The sequence below is a fragment of the Streptomyces exfoliatus genome (genome assembly GCF_000725545.1).
GTDB classification, from domain to species: domain Bacteria; phylum Actinomycetota; class Actinomycetes; order Streptomycetales; family Streptomycetaceae; genus Streptomyces; species Streptomyces exfoliatus.
Map to the genome: position 1 here is coordinate 82,125 of NZ_JNZP01000020.1, position 19,173 is coordinate 101,297.

13 protein-coding genes and 1 pseudogene are annotated in these 19,173 nt (G+C 71.4%); 4 read left to right on the top strand and 10 right to left on the bottom strand.

Annotated elements, in window-relative coordinates:
- The first annotated feature begins 124 nt into the window (after positions 1–124).
- The gene (locus IO20_RS0124180) at positions 125–466 is read left to right on the top strand and encodes a hypothetical protein (protein WP_030553223.1); all 342 of its coding nucleotides are present in this window, start codon (positions 125–127) and stop codon (positions 464–466) included.
- Between the two features lie 62 nt (positions 467–528).
- Here the strand turns inward: IO20_RS0124180 and IO20_RS0124185 are convergent, their stop codons facing one another.
- The 3 genes from IO20_RS0124185 to IO20_RS0124195 form a co-directional block, all read right to left on the bottom strand.
- Positions 529–3,153: an RICIN domain-containing protein gene (locus IO20_RS0124185; RefSeq protein ID WP_030553221.1), complete on the bottom strand. Its 2,625-nt coding sequence runs from the start codon at positions 3,151–3,153 to the stop codon at positions 529–531.
- 84 nt (positions 3,154–3,237) lie between these two features.
- The gene (locus IO20_RS0124190; RefSeq protein ID WP_030553220.1) at positions 3,238–5,628 is read right to left on the bottom strand and encodes a non-reducing end alpha-L-arabinofuranosidase family hydrolase; all 2,391 of its coding nucleotides are present in this window, start codon (positions 5,626–5,628) and stop codon (positions 3,238–3,240) included.
- Between the two features lie 288 nt (positions 5,629–5,916).
- Positions 5,917–7,506, bottom strand: coding sequence for a sigma-70 family RNA polymerase sigma factor (locus IO20_RS0124195; RefSeq protein ID WP_106978638.1), 1,590 nt, complete (start codon positions 7,504–7,506; stop codon positions 5,917–5,919).
- A 300-nt stretch (positions 7,507–7,806) separates the two neighbouring features.
- Between IO20_RS0124195 and IO20_RS0124200 the strand changes: the two genes are divergently transcribed.
- Positions 7,807–8,601 carry a GNAT family N-acetyltransferase gene (locus IO20_RS0124200; RefSeq protein WP_031127640.1) on the top strand — a complete coding sequence of 265 codons (795 nt, stop codon included), beginning with the start codon at positions 7,807–7,809 and terminating at the stop codon, positions 8,599–8,601.
- A 58-nt stretch (positions 8,602–8,659) separates the two neighbouring features.
- Here the strand turns inward: IO20_RS0124200 and IO20_RS41015 are convergent, their stop codons facing one another.
- From IO20_RS41015 to IO20_RS0124210, 3 genes and pseudogenes are all read right to left on the bottom strand, one after another.
- Entirely contained in the window at positions 8,660–9,139 is a 480-nt protein-coding gene (locus IO20_RS41015) for a discoidin domain-containing protein (RefSeq protein WP_211270418.1), read from the bottom strand.
- A pseudogene (locus tag IO20_RS38800) lies at positions 9,122–9,889 on the bottom strand (heparin lyase I family protein); the annotation flags it as partial. The gene IO20_RS41015 and the pseudogene IO20_RS38800, both read right to left, overlap by 18 nt.
- A gap of 601 nt (positions 9,890–10,490) precedes the next feature.
- On the bottom strand, positions 10,491–11,174 hold the full coding sequence (locus IO20_RS0124210; RefSeq protein WP_030553216.1) for a TetR/AcrR family transcriptional regulator C-terminal domain-containing protein: 684 nt from the start codon (positions 11,172–11,174) through the stop codon (positions 10,491–10,493).
- Between the two features lie 116 nt (positions 11,175–11,290).
- On the opposite strand from IO20_RS0124210, the gene IO20_RS0124215 reads away from it, so the two are divergent.
- Together IO20_RS0124215 and IO20_RS0124220 are read left to right on the top strand one after the other, a co-directional pair.
- A complete protein-coding gene (locus IO20_RS0124215) occupies positions 11,291–11,944 on the top strand; it encodes a DUF4386 domain-containing protein (protein ID WP_030553215.1) in 654 nt (217 codons plus the stop codon).
- 362 nt (positions 11,945–12,306) lie between these two features.
- On the top strand, positions 12,307–12,498 hold the full coding sequence (locus IO20_RS0124220) for a hypothetical protein (RefSeq protein WP_031127641.1): 192 nt from the start codon (positions 12,307–12,309) through the stop codon (positions 12,496–12,498).
- Positions 12,499–12,610: 112 nt separating this feature from the next.
- On the opposite strand, the gene IO20_RS41020 is transcribed toward IO20_RS0124220, so the two are convergent.
- The 4 genes from IO20_RS41020 to IO20_RS0124240 are packed head-to-tail and all read right to left on the bottom strand — an operon-like array spanning position 12,611 to position 18,977.
- Positions 12,611–13,132, bottom strand: coding sequence for a hypothetical protein (locus tag IO20_RS41020; protein ID WP_245685019.1), 522 nt, complete (start codon positions 13,130–13,132; stop codon positions 12,611–12,613).
- Between the two features lie 2 nt (positions 13,133–13,134).
- A complete protein-coding gene (locus tag IO20_RS42035) occupies positions 13,135–17,895 on the bottom strand; it encodes a putative T7SS-secreted protein (RefSeq protein WP_030553212.1) in 4,761 nt (1,586 codons plus the stop codon).
- A gap of 3 nt (positions 17,896–17,898) precedes the next feature.
- Complete coding sequence (locus IO20_RS0124235; protein WP_030553211.1) at positions 17,899–18,543, bottom strand: hypothetical protein; 645 nt, start codon at positions 18,541–18,543, stop codon at positions 17,899–17,901.
- Positions 18,543–18,977 carry a hypothetical protein gene (locus IO20_RS0124240; protein WP_030553209.1) on the bottom strand — a complete coding sequence of 145 codons (435 nt, stop codon included), beginning with the start codon at positions 18,975–18,977 and terminating at the stop codon, positions 18,543–18,545. Before IO20_RS0124240 ends, IO20_RS0124235 begins: the two co-directional genes overlap by 1 nt.
- Between the last annotated feature and the right edge of the window lie 196 nt (positions 18,978–19,173).

Here is a 19,173-nt window from a genome sequence, read left to right on the forward strand (position 1 = left end):
GGTTGATCGCTCTTGTGACGAGATGCCGTAGGGGACATTCGGGTGGAGTGCGGCGTGTGCCGCAACTGCCGATGCCCCGACCGCAGTCGTTGTGCGCAGTGGCACGACGACCGAGGAGGCATTCGTGACTGGTTTTCAGGCTTTCACCACCGGCACCGCGGCGCTGAGGGATCTCGACCCGTACCGCTTTCCCGCCGCGCTCGTCGACGATCTGCCGGAGCGGACGTCGACGGTCTGGGGCGTCCTGGAGCCCGGCGACGACCTGCTGACCGCGCCGGAGCCGACGGGCCGTCCGTCCGCCGATCGTCTGGAGCCGGCCGACCGGCGCCGTCTGGAGCTGCACGCCGCTCTCACCACCGCGGGTATCGCACCCCTGCCGGGCGACATGGATGCCATCGAGGCCCTGTGCCGACTGGGCGACACCACCCATGTCGCGCTGCGGCGGTGGATCTGCCACGCCATGTGATGCTCACGGGCCGTGGCGGGGCCGCGGGCACAACGGCCCGCGGCCCCGCTCGGGCGTCGGTGTCAGGACGGGTCGCCGTACTGGAGGCCGCGTCCGTTGGTGCCGATGTAGACGCGCCCGTAGGTGTCGGGGTCGCCGGTGACGACGCCGCTGCCGCCGATGCTGCCCCACTGGTGGGCGTCGTCGTTGACGCGGATCCAGGTGGCGCCCTTGTCGGTCGAGCGGAAGACGCCCGTGACGTCCTTGACGGTGCCGATCAGGTACAGGGCCTGGTAGGAGGCGCCCGGCGCGGCCTTGCCGAAGCCGAGGGCGGAGGCGGACCGCACCGTGGTGAGCGTGGTGAAGGTGCGGCCGCCGTCCGTGGAGTGCAGCACTCCCTTGTCGCCGCCGGCGATCCACAGGTCCCCTGCGATGCCGGGGACGGCCGTGAGCCGGCCGGCGGGCAGGCCGGTGGCGCGTGCGGTGAAGGTCGCGCCGCCGTCGGTGCTGGCGTGGAGCGTGCCGCCGGCCAGGGAGTAGAAGGTCCTGGCCGAGGAGCGGTCGGCGACGACCACGGCGCCGGTGCCCAGTCCGCCGACCCTCGACCAGCTCGCCCCCTTGTCGGTCGAGCGGTACGGGGCCTGCCCCTCCTCGGTCCAGACGATGGCGGAGCCGTCCGCGGAGAGCGCGACCTGCCCGCTGTCGGCGCCGCCCACCGGCTCCGACGGGAAGCCGCTCCAGTTGCTGCCGCCGTCGGTGGAGTAGGCGCCGTCCTGCGCGCCGCCGCGGCCGACGCGGACCATCATCGACGGGTTGGACTGGGCGAAATCGATGTCCGTGCTGTTGGTCATCATCGGATTGCCCAGCCGCCCGGCCGGGACCTTGGTCAGGTCGTCGTGGCGGAAACCGCCTTGGTCGCCCATGGCGGTGATGACGGTGGCACCGCCGGGCGGGGCGATGGCGTCCATCAGCGCGGTCTCCTCAAGGCCCCGCGCCCCCGCGGTCCAGTGGCTGGTGCCGCCGCCGTCGGTGGCGTGGGCGTCCTTGCTGCGCCAGATGCCGTTGCCGGTGCCGTACAGCACGTGCCCGGAGTCGAACGGGTCGATGGCCAGGGCGGTCATCCAGTGCCCGGTGTGGGTGCCGACGTAGGGAGCGGCGGAGGCGTTCCGCACCGACTTGTCCGCCAGTGCCTTCCAGGTCGTGCCGCCGTCGGTGGTGCGGTAGATCTCGTCCTCGGGCCACCAGCGGTCGAGGGTGGTCACCATCACCGTGGACGGCTTGCGCGGGTCGACGGCCAGGCCGGAGAACCCGTACGAGCCGCGGGACGGGGTGATGTCCTTCCACGTCCCGCCGGCCGGCGTGTGCTTCCAGACCGAGCCCGCGGTCACGCCGTTGGGTCCGAGGGCGTTTGTGTACGTCAGGTACAGCGAGCCGTCACCGGAGAGCACGCCGTGCTGCGGCAACTGGCCCGTGGGCTGGCCGGGGACGGCCTGCCAGGTGCTGCCGCCGTCGGTGGAGCGGTAGAGGGAGGTGGACCTGTCGGCGACGCCGACGTAGATCGTCCTGCTGCCGGCCGGGCCGTACGTCACGAAGGAGATGCCCGCACCACTGCCCGCACCGTCCTTGACGGGGAACGAGGACACCTGCCGCCACGTCGCACCGCTGTCCGTGCTGCGCCACAGCCCGTTCTTACGGGTGCCGAGGAGCAGGGTGCCGTTGTTCGCGGGGTCGATCACGAGCCGCTCGCCCGCCCCGCGGCCGTCCTCGTTGGCGCCCAGCTTGAAGGGCAGGTCGGTGCGCTGGAAGGTGCGGCCGCGGTCGGTGGAGCGCAGGAGCGCGCCGTTGCCCGCCCAGCTGTTGGTGTAGGTGCCCGCCGCGAGGTAGAGCCGGTCGGGGTCGACGGGGTCGGTGGCCAGCGCGTCGATGCCCAGCAGGTTCCAGTCCTTCTCGCCGACCCAGTCGGTCAGCGGGATCCACTGCTCGGCCGCGACGTCCCAGCGGTAGGCGCCGCCCATGTCGGTGCGGGCGTACAGCAGGCCCTTCGCGCGCGGGTTGAACACCAGCCCTGTGACATAACCGCCGCCCACCACCTGGGCGTTCTTCCATGCGTACGGTCCGGTTCCGGCCGTCTGGGACTCGGCCGTCCTCACCAGCTTCCACTGCTGGTTGGTGCTGCCCTTGCCGGGGTACTGGATGACTCCCGCGCCCTCGGCGGTGGAGCCGCCGGAGACGTCCAGGACCTGGCCGCTCCCGCGCGAGGTGAGGGTGACGGCGTCGGAACCGCTCACACCGTCGATCCGCCACTCCTGGGAGGGGGAGGAGCTGTCGGTCTGCTGCTCGGCGGAGGCCGCCGGGGCGGACGAACCGCCGGCTATGCCGAGCACCTTGCCGCTGTTGCGGTTCACCAGCTCGTAGTGGCCGTTCCCGGCGGGTCGCAGCTTCCACTGCTGGTTGGCGGTGTTCTGGTCGGTCCACTGCTGGATGCGGGTGCCGTCGGCGGTGGAGAAGGCGTTGACGTCGAGGGCCTTGCCGCTGCGTACGGAGATCAGCCGGTAATAGGCGTCGGTGTCGACCGTCGCGGCCTGCGAGTCGTCCTGCACGAACAGGAGGTACGGCACGACGAGCGCGGGCGCTCCGAGCAGCAGTCCTGTCGCGGTCCAGCGACGGCGGTGACGCCCGCGGCGCCCACCGTTCGTGGGGTTCTTCATGGGGGGTTGTTTCTCCTTGCGTGTCACCGTGGAACGGCAGTTCAGCCGCCTGGACCCGGAACAGCGGGCGGCGGCGAGGAGCGGTCAGCGCCGCAGCGTGAGGACACCCGGCCGGTACGGCAGCCGGTCGTAGGGACCGCCCGCGGTGGGGGACTTGCCCTGGTAGAGGAACTGCAGGTCGCAGGGGTCGATCGTCATGGTCTGGTCGGGATTGGCACGGACCAGGTCGCCGTGGCTGATGTCGTCGGTCCAGGTGGCACCGCTGTTGGCCTTGCCCGCGAAGGGGTTGCTCTCGGTGGCGGCCTGCGGGGTCCACGAGCCATCCAGACCGGAGGCCGTGAACGAGCGGAAGTAGCGCCCGTTCGCGCCCTTGGCCTCGACGATCATGAGGTACTGCTGCCGGCCCTGGACCTTGTAGACCTGGGGCGCCTCGAACAGCTTGGCTTCCGTGTCGCTCATGACCGTCGTGTACGACGAGCCGAAGTTGCCGGGGAAGTTCCCGATCGGCATGCTCGCCCGGTAGATCCTGCCGTTGTCACCGGCGAAGAACAGGTACATGTTGCGGTCGTCGGCGATCAGCGTCTGGTCGATCGGGCCGGTGGGGGAGTCGGTGCGGGGGATGCTGCCGGTGAACAGCGGCTGCGGCGCGGACCAGCCCTCGGGGTCGGTGGGGTCGCTCGACGTGCGGTAGATGAAGGGCCACTGGCCCCACTGGTACGCGAGGACCCAGATCTTCTTGGGTGCGAAGTAGAACAGCGTGGGCGCGACGGCGGGCCGGCTCATCGCCTTCTGTCCGGCGGACGCCATGTCCGTCCAGTGGGTGAAGGGACTGAACGTCATCGAGCCGTACGACGTTCCCGACGCGCTCGACGCGTAGACCAGGTGCTTGCCGTTGTGCACCACGCTGGTGAAGTCCTTCACCGCGGCCCACCCGTTCGCCGGCTGCGCCAGGGCACCCGTCGAACTCCACCGGTACGTCGACGGAAGAGCGCACGTACCGGCGCCCGACCCGGACGGGGCGGTCCACTTCTGGTTGCCGCCGGACCAGCAGGAGTGCAACTGGATCCTGGTGCCGTCGGCGGTGCCCGCGCCGACGGCGTCGAGGCACAGCCCGGACTGGACACCGGCGATCGTGCCGTCGGTGTTGACGTTCCACTGTTGGTTGGTGCCGCCGTTGCAGTCCCAGACGACCACCGCGGTGCCGTTGGCGGTGCCCTTGCCCTTGGCGTCCAGGCACTTGTCGCCGTGGATCTTCAGCTGCTTGCCGGCGGTACGGGTCCAACGCTGGTTGGCCTGCCCGCTGCAGCTCCACAGCTGCGCCCGGGTGCCGTTGGCGGTGGTCGAGGCGGGGATGTCGAGACAGCGGCCGGAGGCCACGCCCTTGATCTGCCCCGTACCGGCACTGGTACCGGAACCGCTACCGCTACCGTCGGTCGGCTTGCTCGGGGTGGTACCCGGGCCGGAGCCGAGGGCGTTCATGACGGCGGTGTACGCGGGCTTGGGCCTGCCGTTCCTGTCGAACAGCAGCGGGGTCTCGCCGCTGCGCCAGGAGTCGCTGTCCCGTACGCCCCACACCGTGATGCCGGTGCAACGGGTCACGGACAGGCAGGCCTTGACCGCTTCGGCGTAGTGGGCGGGCGATGCCTGGGCGATGTCCAGCTCGGTGATCTGGACGTCCACGCCCAGGGCGGCGAAGTTGGCCAGGGTGGTCCTGAAGCTCGCCGGCGGGCCGTCCGCTCCGAAGTGGCTCTGGAGCCCGACGCAGTCGAGGGGAACGCCGTGGGACCTGAAGTCCTTGACCATCCTGTAGACGCCCTGGGTCTTGGCGTCCGACCAGTTCTCGATGTTGTAGTCGTTGTAACAGAGCTTGGCCGAGGGGTCGGCCGCACGGGCGGTGCGGAACGCCTCCGCGATGAAGCCGTCGCCCAGGACCTTCTGGAACACCGAGCCGCGCAGCCGGCCGCCGGGGCCGTCCTCGAACGCCTCGTTGACCACGTCCCAGGCGTAGACCTTGCCCTTGAAGTGGGTCATCGTGGTCGTGATGTGACGGTTCATCACACCGCGCAGCGTGTTCGCGTCGCCGATCGAGCCGACCCAGGCGGGCAGCTGCGAGTGCCAGACCGCGGTGTGGCCGCGCACCCGCTGGCCGTTCGCCTTCGCACGGTCGACGATCCGGTCGGCGGGGCCGAAGGTGAAGGTGCCGCGGGACGGCTCGACGGCGTCCCACTTCATCTCGTTCTCCGGGGTGATCATGTTGAACTCGCGGTCGGCGATCGCGGTGTATGCCGAGTCGCCGAGCCGGCCGGCGGCCACGGCGGTGCCGAAGTACCTGCCCGAGGGGGCCGCCTGCGTGCCGAGGTTCGCGGCTCCGGCGGAGCTGGGCAGGAGCGTCACGACACCGGCCACGACCGCCGCGGCCGCGAGTCCTGCCGTCACCGTCCGGCGACGTCGGCTGAGCCGGTGCAGGCCCTTCATGAGTTTCCTCGGGGGCGGCGGGACACCCTGGGTGCCGTGATCGTGCGGGCATGTCGCGTCATGGGAGGGACCTTCTTCCGGGATGCGTCAACGGGAAGTCGGGGAACCTGCCACGCCGGCACGTCATGGTGAGCGGCGGGAAGTGAACCCCACACAAGGGAGGCCTCCGGGCTCGCGGCGTCGTAACAGAAAAGTCGCCCCGTCCGGACGATTGCTCCGTGACGCATCTCGCGGGCGGAAAGCGTTACGCCGGACCCCGCCGTCCGGTCGTGGCTCGGGGAGCGGTTCTCAGACCCCGGCCCGGCGCACGATGAAGGAGGCCTGACCGGCGAAGGCCCGGGTGCCGTCGGAGCCGTCGAGCCAGACGCCACCGTCGCGGTGGCGGAGGACCGACCCGGGATAGTTGTGCGCGTGCAGGGTCACGGACCCGGCGACCGCCCCGGGACGGGGACAGAAGGTGGCGTCTTCACGGAACAGTGCGCTGCCGTCGTCGGTGCTCAGCCGCAGCCGCAGGTAGTGGTGGCGAAGATACCGGCCGTCTGCGGCCCGGAAGGTGACGCACCGCGTGTCGGCCAGCCCCACGACGACCGTGAAGGTGACCCGCTGCCGTGTCCGCGTGCTGCTGGACGCGGAGACCCGGCCGAGCGTCGCGAAGTCGCCGTCGTACGTGACGTACAGGGCGGGCTGGTCCACGGACTCCAGCGACTGGGCGCCCAACGGGACGGTGCCCGCGACGGCGGACGGGACGGCGGACGGACTCACCGGGGACGGTCCGGCCGACGGGACGGTGCGCGACGGGCTCGGCGTGGGAGTGCCGACCGTGGGCGCGGCGAGGACGCCGGGCTCCCGAGGAGCCGGTTCGGGCCAGGCCGCGTAGGTGGCGGTCCCGGCGACGAGCACGGCGCCGGCGGCGAGGCTGACCAGCGGATGAGCGGTCACCGCGTGGACCGCGCCGGTCAGCCCGCTGTGCAGACCGCCTCCCGCCGTCGCCCCCGCCCCCGCCCCCGTCGCCGTGGCCGTCGCTGTCGCCGTGCCGGCGGCGTGTGCCGTGACCAGCCCGGCGGCGCTCGCGGTCGTGCCCGACAGCAGCCCCTTGGCGGCCAGCGCGGCGAGGAGCCCGGCGGGGACGGCCAGCGGCGCGATGCCGAGGAGCAGGAGTTCGGCGGGAACCCGCTGCGTCGTCGGCGCCGTGCAGACCGGGCAGCCGCGGGTGTGTCGCGCGATCCGCTTGCGCCACACCGACGCACGGACACCGTCCCAGCCGGCGACGGTCTCGTCCAGCTGCGGACAGCGCGGGTCGGCCTCCAGGGCTGCGACGATCGTCCGGCTCAGGTCCAGCTGCTCGCGCATGCGCTGCAGGCGTACTCCGACATGGGCGACGGAGAGCCCCGTCGCGGCGGCGATGTCGTCACGGCTCAGCAGGCCGGCGGACTCCTGCCACCACAGCGACAGCAGCATCCGGTGGTCCGGGTCGAGCCACCGGCCGGCTTCGGCCACCTGGCGACGTTCGTCCGACACGTGCAGACGCAGGATCGTCACGTCCTCGTGCTCGGCGCCCGCGTCCGGTATCTCACGTGCCTGGTCGAGGACCGTGGTCCGGTCGGCGAAGGCGCGCTGCCGGTGCCAGTGGGTGTTGATCTGGCGCAGTGTGATCGACACCAACCAGGACCGGAAGCTCTCCGGTGCCCGCAGGGCGGGCAGGTCGCGCACCACGCGCAGCAGGGTCTCCTGGACGACGTCGTCGACGTCGGCATGTCCGCTCAGCGCTCGCCCGACGATGTTGTAGACCAAGGGCAGGTACGCGGCGATCAGCTCCTCGCGCGCCCGATCGTCACCGGCCTGCGCCGCGACGACCAGCCCCGCGTGGTCCGCGTCCATGAGCCCCATCCCCACCTCCCCCAGGGGAGATCCGCCGAGTAAGGCGCCTCACCTTAGCGCCGGCGGGAGAAGCGACCAAAGGCCGCACCGCGAACCACCGGTCCGCCCCGTGCCGACGCGGAGGGCCGGCGCCGCGGGTGCGTCGGTAGCCGTCGGCCCAGGGCCGCGCGACCGGCCAGGGCGTGGTCGCCTCACCTGGAGCCGCTTGTGATCGCCAGATGGCCCGGCCCAAGAGTGGCCCAGTCGGCGCGCATGGAATTGGCCCGTGTGGGGGGTCAACTGCGCACTACCGTAAGCGACATGACAACAGGATCCACTTCGGCCGACCGGCCCACGTCCGTGCCCCTGGCCGAGGCGCCGATGCGTCAGGCCCGTAACTCCGCCGCCTTCTGGATCGCGACCGGCCGAGCCCGGGGGCACGAGGTCATCCGGCGCCGCGGATTCGTCGCGGTCGACGGTGACGAGCGTGCCGGCCTGCGGATCCTGATCCAGGAGTCCGACCTCGACCCGGGCGAGCTGGCCGAGTTGAGCGGGTTGAGCGAGCGGGCTCGCCGGGCCGCGAGGCCGGTGAACGCCGAGGATCCGTTCAGCTCGACCGACCTGAGCCACCTGGGCATGCGCAGCTGGCGGATGCCGGTCATGCTGCGCGGGCCGGGGCCCGTCGGCGAACCGGAGTTGGACGTGATCCGCGTACGGCGGGCCGAGGACCTCCAGGCGGCTGAGCGGATCGTGATCGAGGGCTTCGAGCTGGCCGGATTCGAGCCCTACCGTCCCGGCGAGCTGTTCCCGACGGCGCTGATCGAGCAGCCGGGCGTGGACGTGTTCGTCGCCCTGCGCGACGGCGTGGCCGCGGGAGCCTGCGTCAGCGTCGTGGACGACGGCATCGGAAGCCACTACTGGGTCGGTACGTCGCCGGCCTTCCGGTCGAGTGGCGTGGGGCGGGCCGTCATGCTCGGTTCCCTCGCCCACCTGGCCGACCTGCCGGTCACGCTCACCGCTTCGAAGCTGGGCAGGCCGCTGTACGAGTCCCTCGGCTACACCGTCGCGGCGCCCTCGACCTGGTGGGCCTCTGCTCCTGCGACACCGTCGCGGTGAAGCCCGCCGTCTGCCAGGACCCCGGCGGGGTCCTGGCCCGCGTCGGACAGGTGTGCGCCTAGGCTGGGTTCGGGGCCTGCGCCGGGGTCGGGGAGCCGCCGGTGGTGCCGTAGACCTTGAGCTCGTAGAGCGAGTAGCCGTACGGGGTGGCCCGCTGGGTGCCGTATACGCGGACGTAGCGTGCGTTGCCCGTCACCGTGATGTCGTCGGTGCCGCCGTCGCCTCCCGTGACGGTGGCGCGGTCGGTCCAGGTGGTGCCGTCCGTGGACGACTGGATCCGGTAGGCGGAGGCGTACGCGGCCTCCCAGTCCAGGCGGACCCGCGTCAGCGCGGCGGTGGTGCCGAGGTCGACGCGGAGCCATTGGGGGTCGGCCCCTTCGGCGGAAGCCCAGCGCGTGCCGCTCTGGCCGTCGAAGGCCAGGCCGGGTTCGAAGCCCGCGCCCTCCGTGGAGGAGGCCGAGGCCGGCCGCCCCTGCGAGAGGAGTGCCTCCGTGCCCGGTGCGGGGGTGGTGCCGCCGGTGAGCTGGTAGGCGCGCATGTTGCGGAGCAGGAGGTAGGTGTCGCGCAGGGAGCCGGAGGTGTCGCCGAGGGAGCGGTAGATGCCCCACTTGGGCCGGACCCGGTCGGCGAGGAAGGTGTCGACGCCGGTCTTGGTCGCGTCGACGACCGTGGTGGTGCCGTTCCTGACCACCCAGCGCACCGAGCCCGCCGTGCCGTCGCCGATCTTGATCTCGTACTCGATGTCGATCCACTTGTTCTGGAGGGGCTCCAGGTTGGTCCGGCCGACCAGGACGTCCCCGGCGAAGACCTTGTGCTCGATGGTCTGCACGCCGTTCACCCGGCGCAGTGAGGTGACCGTGATCGGCGAGGTGCCGGGGCCGGGCTGCTTGGTCTGCATGATGTGGGTGAAGCTCGTCGTGGCCATCAGCGAGCTGGGGATGTACATCGAGTACGTCACCCTCCAGGTCTCGCCGAGCTTCCACTGGAGGTAGCCGGAGGATGAGGTCCGGTTGCCGGTGACCTCGTGGCGCTGCCGGTCGGTGGCCGTATCGCGATCAATCATGTGCATGTCAAATCGATAGGCGCCGTTCGCGACCTTGATGTGGGGTCCGGCCTCGGGATGCGAATCGGCCCGGTCGTCCTCGATGGTCTCGAAGGCGCCCAGGCCCTCGGCACTCGGATCGGGGGACCAGCGGAGCGTCCAGACGGGAGCGGCTCCGGCGGGCGCGGAGGAGAGCAGCGGCCCGAGCAGGGCCAGAAGGAGCGCGGCCAGCAGGATCGACGGCATGCGGTGGTACGTGCGGCGGTGCGTCATGTGTCACCCCTCGACGAGGTTGCCAGGTACACGCCATGCTGCCTGAGTAGAGGTGGTCAGTAAAGGTTCCTATCAAATAATCCCCGGCAGCCCGGTGCGGGTCATCCTGTGGTCGCATGCGCCGGGGCGCGCCTGGTCCGCTGGTCCTCGAATCCGGGGACCTGTGAAACCGGATCTCGCTCCGTCAGCAGGGCAAGCCGGGACGGCCGCCTCTTCCGGTCTGCTGACCGAGGCGTTCGAAGCCCAGCGCGACCGGTGGAAGTCGCCAGCCGCGCCCGCCGCGGCCGGACGGCCGATCCGCGCCCGCCCGCCGCGACGGTCTCCAGATTTCACCGCATCGGTCCCTGGAGAGGGTCTGGCCGCCGACCGCCGACCGCCGACTGCGTCCCCGGCGGTAGCCGCCTATCGGCAGGCGAGGCCATGACCAGCACGGCCGGAGACGCCGGCAATGCGGACGGACTCCACTCGCTGGTCGCGAGAGCGGACCCCAGACCGGCACGCACCCGTCAGCTCACGTCGCACGACCCGCGCATCGCCCGGCGCATCGCGTCGCGGCTGGTTTTCTCTCCCCCCGCTACGCCTTCCGCGCGGAAGTCCAGCCCTGGCGGCGGAGGTTCTCGAAGCCGTCCAGGAGGAGGTCCAGGGCGAATTCGAACTCGAACTGGTCGTCGCAGCCGCCGCCGACCGTGGAGCCCCCGTCATGTGCGGCCGTCGCGGCCAGTTCCGCGATGTTCGGGTGGCGCGCCGCCAGCCCGGGGTCCGGTGGGCCCGAGGGGCCCGAGGTGTCGAACAGTTCCTGGCTGAAGCCGAGGAGTCGGCTGCCCATCGCGTGCATGACGTGGTGCGTGAGGTCGGCGGAGAGGCCGCCGTCGCGGAAGGTCCCGGCCATCGAGTCCAGGTATGCGAGCACGGCGGGGGTGGGGCCGGTCCGTGACTCGATGACCCGGACCGCCCAGGGGTGGCGCAGCAGGACCTGCCGGGCCGAGAGGATCCGCCCGCGGACCACGCGCTGCCAGTCGGGGCCCGCGGCCGGCGGGTCGATCTCGCCGACGACGGCGTCGGCCATGCCGTCGAGCAGCTCCTCCTTGTTGGCCACGTGCTTGTAGAGGGCCATCGGTACGACGTCCAGCTCCTGCGCGAGCCTTCGCATGCTGAGCGCGTCGATGCCTGTGGAGTCGGCGAGCGCGACTGCGGCGCGCAGGACGCGGTCCCTGTTCAGGGGGATCCGTTGCGTGCGCGTGGCTTCCTGCCGGGTCATTCCGGTCCGGCCCCTTCCCTCCTCGACGACTTCCTCCTTGACGAGTGTACGCCGTACACCTACGATCGCCGAAAGGTGTACGGCGTACACCTCCATCGAGCGAGGGGTACAGAAAGATGAGTCCGGACCGGAGAACCGCGGTGGCCGCCGGGTCGCTGTTCCTGCTGACCGAGGCCGCCGCGATAGCCGGGGCGGTTCTCTACCGCCCCCTGCTGGGCGCGGCGGACGGCCGGCTCGCGCAGGGCGCCGACACGCGGGCGCTGCTGGGGGTGCTTTGCGAGATCGTGCTGGTGGTGGCGGTGACGGGTACCGGGGCGGCACTGTTCCCCGTCCTGCGGCGCCACGGCGAGGGGCTCGCGCTCGGGTACGCCTTCGGGCGGCTCCTTGAGGCGGCCGTCATCGCCGTCGGTATCGTCGCCGTCCTGGCGTTGGTCACCCTGCGACGGGACGCGGGGGCGACGGACGGCGCCGATGCCGCGCTGGTGGCCGTGCACGACTGGACGTTCCTGCTCGGGCCCAACATCGCCCTCGGCCTGAACACCGTCCTGCTCGCGTACCTGGCGTACCGCGCACGCCTCGTACCGCGCTTCATCGCCGTGCTCGGACTGGTCGGCGGACCGCTGATCTGCGCCTCGGCCGTCGCCGTGATGTTCGGGGCCTACACCCAGCTCTCCGCGGCGGGGGCGGCCGCCGCGCTCCCGGTGTTCGCCTGGGAGCTGGCGCTGGCCGGGTGGCTGATCGTCAGGGGGTTCGGGCCCCGCTCAGACTGAGAGATCCGGACAACAAACAAGCCCCAGGTCAGCTGACGTGGGGCTTCGTGGAAGAGCGGATGACTGGACGGTCCGGCCCGGACACAGCTACACGTGTCGGCGACGGTGTACTTCGCGCGCACCGTGGTGGGCAGTCCCCGGCCCTCGCAGTCCGCAGCGGTCTGCTCGGTGACCGCCCACACCTTCCCCTTGTCGACGCTGGGAAACCACGCGGTCGCCTGTCCGAGCGAGGGTGCCTTGACGGGATCATCGGGTGAGATGGCCACGACCTCACCGTCGCGGATGCCGACGATGTCACCGGTGTCCAATTGGCGTGGAGCGGTGAGTCGATACGTGTCCAACGTCTCGGTGCCATCCGGCCGTTGGCCCACGATCTCGGGCTTGCCGTCCATGCCCTCGAGGACGGCGATCTCGCCGCCAAGGTTCATCACGAACCCTTGGGATGGCTGTTCGTCGGCGGCGTCCTGCGAGCAGCCGGAGACCCCGACGGCGGCCAGCGCGGTGACGGCGCAGACAGCCACGAGGCCGAGGCGGCGGTGACGGGTGTCTCGTAGGGAGCCCTGTGCTGTGGCCATCCCGTATCCCCCAGTGGGTTGGTAGAGGTCGTGACCGTGGGGTGGCCGCTGTTCACCGCCGCTACCGGCACGTAAGGGCACGGTCGCCTCGTCAGGCAGTCCCTCCGTCCGGGCAATCACCTACGGAGAGCTCCGCCACGGCGGCATCCTGTACCTGTTCGAGGCCGGTGATGTAGGGCGCGGTGTCCGGCAGTGGTGTGCAGAAGGTGACCTGGGCGGTCAGGAGGTCGTCGTCGAGCCCGCCCAGGGACAGCGAGACGTACGCCCGCACCTTGTCGTCGCCGAAGTGATCCTGTGCCGACCGCAGGCAGCCGGCGGCGTACGCGAGGCATCGGCGCAGCAGCACGCTCGCGCGTTCGTCCGTGGCGGCGGGCTCGGTGGAGAGGTCGTAGTCCGTCATCCCACGGCCGTTGATCGTGGTCTCCTCCGTCAGGCGGTCGAAGTAGGACCCCGCCACGTCGGGACAGAGATCGGTGAGCACCCGCGCGCCGCTCCCTGTCACCGACCAGCCCCGCTCGACGACCTCCTGGAACATCGGGGGGACGTCCGACGAGGACAGACCGGCCAGATCCGCGTCCGCGAGGAGCTTCCTCATCCACTGGTTGGTGCGCACGTCTACCCTTCGCCGAGTGCGGCGAGACCCTTCCTGATGCCGGCGATGAAGCCGGGATTGCCGCCCACGGCCTTCTCGATGCTTCGAGGTAGACCCTCGAACTTCCCGGAGTCGAAGTCGAACTGGTACTTCGCGCCCTTGTTGCTCTGATCCTGGAAGTGCAGCTGTCCGGGCCGCTGGCCCGGGTTGGGATTCTCCACGTCGATCCGGTACGGCCCATGGTTCCACAGCGTCTTGCTGGTGATCTGGGGTCCGTTCGCCCCGATCATGCCCTTGTCGGCGGGGTCCTTGATGCCGTAGAGCTCGCGGTTCTCCTTGATGCGCTGCTCGACGATGTCGGGGTGGTAGGGGTCCTTCTCGAAGCCCGGCTGCGAGGTGTATCCCTCGCGCAGGGGGTCGTAGGGGGCGAGGCCCAGTGGGTCGGCCCAGGTGTGCGGGTTGTGCACGTAGGCCGAGGGGTTGGGACCGGGCGCGAGTCCGAGCGGGTCCTGCGTCAGATAGCGGGCGGTCGCGGGGTCGTAATGCCGGTGCAGGTTGTAGTGCAGGCCGGACTCGGAGTCGAAGTACTGCCCGGGGAAGCGCAGCGGGGAGTACGTGGTTCCGTTCTTGGACCAGGTGGTGGTGCCCCACAGCGTGGCGCGGGTGAGCCACGCGATGTCGCCGGACTCGGAGACGAGTTCGGTGGGGGTCCCGACGAGGTCGGTGGCGATGGCGAAGAAGCGCTCGTCGAACACCTCCTGGGAGGCGTCCGCCGCGAGCACGCGTTCCGTCTGGGACAGCGGTCGTACGCCACGGTGGTCCCAGGTGAGGGCGACGGGCCGAGTGATTCCGGGGGCGGCGGCGGTCTGTTCGCACAAGGTCCAGCCGTCCCAGGTGAACCGCACGTCCTCGACGACCGTCGTGCCGTCCGCCGCCAGTCGCTGCTTCGCGGTGCGGCGGCCCAGCGGGTCGTACCGGTAGCGCCAGCGGGTCCCGTCGGGGGTGGTGAGGGCGGTGAGCCGGTCCTCGGCGTCCCAGGTGTAGTGCCAGGTGTCGGCCTTCCGGGAGAGCCGCGTCCTGCGGCGCACGGTGATCCGGCCGGCGGCGTCGTGCTCGTAGCGCACGGCTCCGGCGCGGGTGACGGCGGTGCCCTCGTAGGTGCGGGAGCCGGTCGCCTCGTGGCCGGCGTGCTCCGCGGGCCAGGAGGCGGAGGTCTGGGCTCCGGCCGCGTCATAGGCGTACGTCTCGGTCCAGTCGGTGCCCGTCACCGTGGTGACCCGGCCCGCGGTGTCGAGGTCGTAGCGGAAGGAGCCGCGCAGGGCGTCGTCCAGTGCGGTGAGGTGACCGTCGACGCGGTAGGTGTAGGCGCGCCGGTTGACGGTGCGGGCGCCGGCGGTCAGCTGCTGTTCGGTCAGCCGGCCGGCCTCGTCCCAGACGGAGGCCAGCGTCAGCGAGGTGTCCGGGCCGGCCGCGCCGCCGATGGACCGGCACACCTCGCGTCCGACCGGGTCGTGGGCGAAGCCGATCCGGCGGGTGCCGCTGGTCAGCGTCGTGAGGCGGCCCGCCGCGTCGTACTCGTAGGAGGTCACGTGCCCCGTGGGCGTGGTGCGGCGGGCGCGGCGCCCGGCCGTGTCGTAGGCGAAGGAGAGCAGCCGGCCGTCGACGATCTCCGCCTTCAGGTCGCCACGGCGGTCGTACTGCCGGACGAGTTCGCCGTCCGGCCCGGCCGCGTGGACGATGCGCCCGGCGCGGTCGTAGGAGTAGGTGGTGACGGCGCCGGATGCCTCCTTCCGGACGACCTGGCCGAGCGCGTCGCGCTCATAGCTCACCGTCTCGCCGGCCGCGTTGGTCCGCGCGGTCACCTGCCCGGCCGCGTCGCGGACGTAGGAGACGGTCCGTCCGTCGAAGTCGGTCTCGGCAACGGTCCGTCCGGCCCGGTCGTAGGTGTACGACCAGGTCAGGCCGCGCGGGTCGGTGACCTTGGTGAGTCGCAGGGCGGCGTCGTGCTCGAAGGTGTGGCGGGCCCCGTCCGGGCCGGTACGAGCGGCCAGGAGGTCGAAGTGTGTGTACTCGAAGCGGCTGGTGAGGCCCGCCCGGTCGGTGTGGGAGGTGCAGTTGCCTTCGCCGTCGTACGTCCAGGTCTCGGCGGAGCCGTCCGGATGGGTGCGCCGGGCCAGTCCGCCGTCGGCGTCCCACTCCAGAGTGGTGACGCCGCCGAGCGGGTTCGTGACGCGGACGAGCCGGCCGAAGGCGTCGCGTTCGTATTGGGTGGTGGCCCCGAGCGGGTCGGTCACCGCCAGGGGCAGTCCGGCCGCGTCGCTGCGGTACGTGATGACGGCCCCGGTCCCGGTCGTACGGGACAGCGGGTGGCCCTGCTCGTCATAGGCGTATCGCGTGGTGTGGCCCGCGGCGTCGGTGACCGCCGTCAGGTTGCCGCGCTCGTCGTACTCCTGACGGATGCGCGTGCCGTCCGCGTCCGTGAACTCGACCGGGAGCCCGCGCGCATCGCGCCGGACGGCGACGCGGCCGCCGTCGGGGCGGACGACGACGAGCAGCCGGCCGTCGGCGTCGTAGGTGAAGGTGGTGGTCCGGCCGAGCGGGTCGGTGCGGGTGAGTACGTTGCCGTGCCGGTCATGGGTGAAACGGGTGGTGTTTCCGAGCGGGTCGGTGGTGGCCACGACGCGGGAGGCGCCGTCGACGAGATGGCGGACGACACGGCCGTCGGCCGTGGTCAGGGTGGTGGTGCGGTGCCCGGTGACCGGGTCGGGGGAGCCGTACGCGAGGGTGAGTTGGAGGTGGCCGGCTCCGCCGCCCTCTCCGACGACCCGGTCCTCCTCGTCGTAGACGTAGTCGTAGCGGCTGTCGTTGGAGTCGGTCCAGGTGATGACCCGGTGCCGGTCGTCGTAGGCGAAGGCGAGGGTGGCCCCGGAGGGCTTGGTGACGGTGGTCAGGTCGCCGTCGGTGTAGCCGTAGCGGACGACGTCCTGAGCGGCGCCGCCCGGGAGCCGCACGGCGAGGCGGGTCACCCGACCGTCCTCGGTGTCGAGGCCCACGTGATGACCCGCCGAGTGGACGAGGGCGAGGGGGGTGCCGTCCTCGGCGCGGTCCACCGTGATGGCGTGCCCGTTGCGGTCGTCGATGCCGGTGAGCCAGGCCACTCCGTCCCCGCCCGGCTCGGCACCGGCCGGTGCGGTGTACCGGCGGATCAGGCCGGTCACCGGATCGGTGAGCGTGTAGTCGCCGTTGTCGTGGCGGGCCAGGAGCCGGCGCGCGGTGCCCGACTCGGGAAGGGTGGGGACGCCGGGCACCGGGTGCGGATAGGGGAGCAGGAGGCCGTCGTCGGTGACGTGGACGACGCCGCGCGCGTCGACCGTCAGTCGCTCGTCCACGGTCGAGGACCAGGACGGGCCGAAGAACCGGCCCAGCGTGTACCCGGACTCGGCGCGCCGGGTGAAGGTCAGCGGCAGCGCGCCGGGCAGCACCAGGTCGGTCTGTGGCAGGAACATCCGGCCGGAGGCCAGGTCCACCGGGTCGGTCTCGCCGACCGGGCGCTCGGCGTCGGGCCGGTTGTGGGTGCCGGGGGGAGCGTCGTCGAGCAGTGTGCGGGCACGGTTGGCGTCCTTGGCGAGGTCCGCCGCCTCCGCGGCGACCCGTGCGCCCTTGACCGCCGCGCCACCGCCGCCGGTGGCGGCGGTGAGCAACAGGTCGGGGACGAGCCTGCCGAGGCCCTCCGCCGGGTCCTTCATGAAGTTGTCGAGCATCTGCTTGCCCGCGCCCATGGGGTCGTTGGCGACCTGTACGAGCCCGGCGGCGAGGCTGTTGAGCTGGGTGAAGTACTCGGCGGGGTGGGTGAGGTTGTACGGGTCGGTGGGGTTGACGCTTCGGACGAAACTGAGCAGACCGGCCGTGCCCTTGATGATGCCGCCGCCGAAGTGCGTCTGCATCAGCTGCAGTTCGTCGAGGCCGTCCTTGGCCTGCTCGGCGTACGAGGGTTTGGGCGGGGCCGCGTCCCGTGCCGCCCGGACTGCCGTGCGGGCGGTCTCGGCTGCCGTGTTGCGTTGTTTACGGGCCTCGGCGAGGATCTCCTGCGCCTCCTCCATCAGGACCTTGCCGGGGTCGCTGAAGGCGCCGGGCCTGGGCGGCAGAGAGGCCGGGTTCCGCTTGTCGGCGGGTTCGGCGTTGTACCGGTCGACGGCCTTGTTGTAGTCGTCGACGCTCTTCTGGTGGGCGTTCGCCGCGTCCTCGGACGCCTTGGTGCCCTGCTTCCACTTGTCGATGGCTGTCTGGGCCTGTCCTTGGGCCCATTCCACGGTCGAGGCGAAACCGGTCAGCGCGTCGGAGGCCTTGCCGAAGGCGTCCGCGCCCTTGAACCACTTCGGCGGCTCGACCGCCACCTTCTCCCGGAAGGCGTCCGCGGCCTCGCCCTTCACGGCCGACGCGTCGAGGCCCTTGAGGCCCTGACCCACCTTGTCGAACGAGGCCTGCAGGTCCCGCAGATGGGAGGCGGTCGAACGGAGCTTGGACGGGCTGCCGTAGATCAGCTTGGTCTTGTCCTCGGTCTGACCGAGGTCCATCTCGTCGACCTCGGCGCCCATCCGGTTCGCCACCGAACGCGACTGTTCGCGTACCCAGTCCGCGCCGGACTCCCAGCCGACGTCGTCCAACCGGTCCGCGGTCCAGTTGCCGGCGTCCTCGACCCGGTTGCCGGCCCACTCGACCCCGTCCTCGACCACGTCCTCGACGGCATCCGGTGTGATGTCGCTGATGAAGTCCCCGATGCCCACGGCTCAGTTCCCCCCGGTGTTCTGCTGCTGGGCGGCCCGCTGCTCGGGAGACGGGCCGAACGTCTCGTCCACCGCACGGTCGAAGTCGCCCTGATCCACCCCGAGAAGCTCGTTGAGGATCCGCGCCCGGCTCCCGCCCTGGCCCTCCGTCATGAGCGCCCGTCCGGTGTCCTTCCAGGTCTGCGCGGCGTCGTCGCCGGCGCGTTCGAAGGATTCGGCGCTCCAGTCGGGGTTGAGGTAGTCGGGCGTGAACACGTCGCCCCAGTTCTGTTTGACGATGTCCGCCTCCGAGGCGTGCGGGTTGCCCACGGCGGAGTTCACGGCGATCTTGAAGGTGCCCTGGAGGTACTGGTCCTCCTCCCAGACGAGTCCGGCGGCCAGTCCCAGCGTCGCCGCGAGGGTGTTGGCGTCCTGGATCTGCGCCCGCACGCCCCATTCCCAGCGCTCGCAGTAGTCCTCGAAGTCGGCCGACAGACCGTGGTGCCCGGCCTCCATGCCGGTCATCGAGAGCTCGAAGAATCCCTTGCCGAGCACGGCGCCGGTGCCCGTGCCGATGTCGCGGAGTTCGGCGGTGGCCGCCCGGATCCCCTCGGTGATCCGCTTGATGCTCTCCTGGTCGAACTTCAGGTCCTCGGGTCCGCTGCCCATCAGACGTCACCTCCGGCGTCGGCTTCGTCGTCCACGGCGGCGGAGTCGGGGACGATGCCGCGAACCGGCGGGAAGAACATCGACCGGTCCGCGTCGGCGATGTCGACGGCCACCCCGGCGGGCACGCCCAGGGCGGGCACGACCTCGTCGAGGAGGCGCGCGCCGCGCAGTGCCGCGTAGTCCCAGGGGCGGGTGGCATCGTCCGCCTGCGCGCCGGGGGCGAGGGAACGGGCGCGGGCGAACCGGGCGAGGGACGCCTCGCCGGTGAAGGCACAGATCCACCGGATCCCGCCGAGCTCGGCCGTCCACAGACCGCCGGAGTCGACGGGGACGAGGACCACGGACCGCCGCAGCTCGCCGATCATGTCCAGGGGATCGCCCTGTCCCGCCCGCCGCTCGGCGATCCGCTCCGCAAGTGCCGCTCCGTCGCTCACCAGCTGCCCTCCCCGCTGTTTCGGACCCAACCTTCCCGCTGTCGGAGAGAAATACGACCCACACAGGGGAACGGTTCCGCGAGCGGGCCGGCCTCGACGGCGGTGGGATCGGGTCGGTACGGACAAAGCACGAAGCCCCAGGTCGCTGACCTGGGGCTTCGTGCAATGTGAAGCTGACCGTCGACACCCCCGACGG

Excerpts from the sequence above, each read along its gene's own strand:
- IO20_RS0124185 (WP_030553221.1), bottom strand. The coding sequence starts at position 3,153 with ATGAAGAACCCCACGAACGGTGGGCGCCGCGGGCGTCACCGCCGTCGC.
- IO20_RS0124190 (WP_030553220.1), bottom strand. The coding sequence starts at position 5,628 with ATGAAGGGCCTGCACCGGCTCAGCCGACGTCGCCGGACGGTGACGGCA.
- IO20_RS0124215 (WP_030553215.1), top strand. The coding sequence starts at position 11,291 with ATGAGTCCGGACCGGAGAACCGCGGTGGCCGCCGGGTCGCTGTTCCTG.
- IO20_RS0124195 (WP_106978638.1), bottom strand. The coding sequence starts at position 7,506 with ATGGACGCGGACCACGCGGGGCTGGTCGTCGCGGCGCAGGCCGGTGAC.
- IO20_RS41015 (WP_211270418.1), bottom strand. The coding sequence starts at position 9,139 with ATGCGCGCCTACCAGCTCACCGGCGGCACCACCCCCGCACCGGGCACG.
- IO20_RS0124210 (WP_030553216.1), bottom strand. The coding sequence starts at position 11,174 with ATGACCCGGCAGGAAGCCACGCGCACGCAACGGATCCCCCTGAACAGG.
- IO20_RS0124235 (WP_030553211.1), bottom strand. The coding sequence starts at position 18,543 with ATGGGCAGCGGACCCGAGGACCTGAAGTTCGACCAGGAGAGCATCAAG.
- IO20_RS0124200 (WP_031127640.1), top strand. The coding sequence starts at position 7,807 with ATGACAACAGGATCCACTTCGGCCGACCGGCCCACGTCCGTGCCCCTG.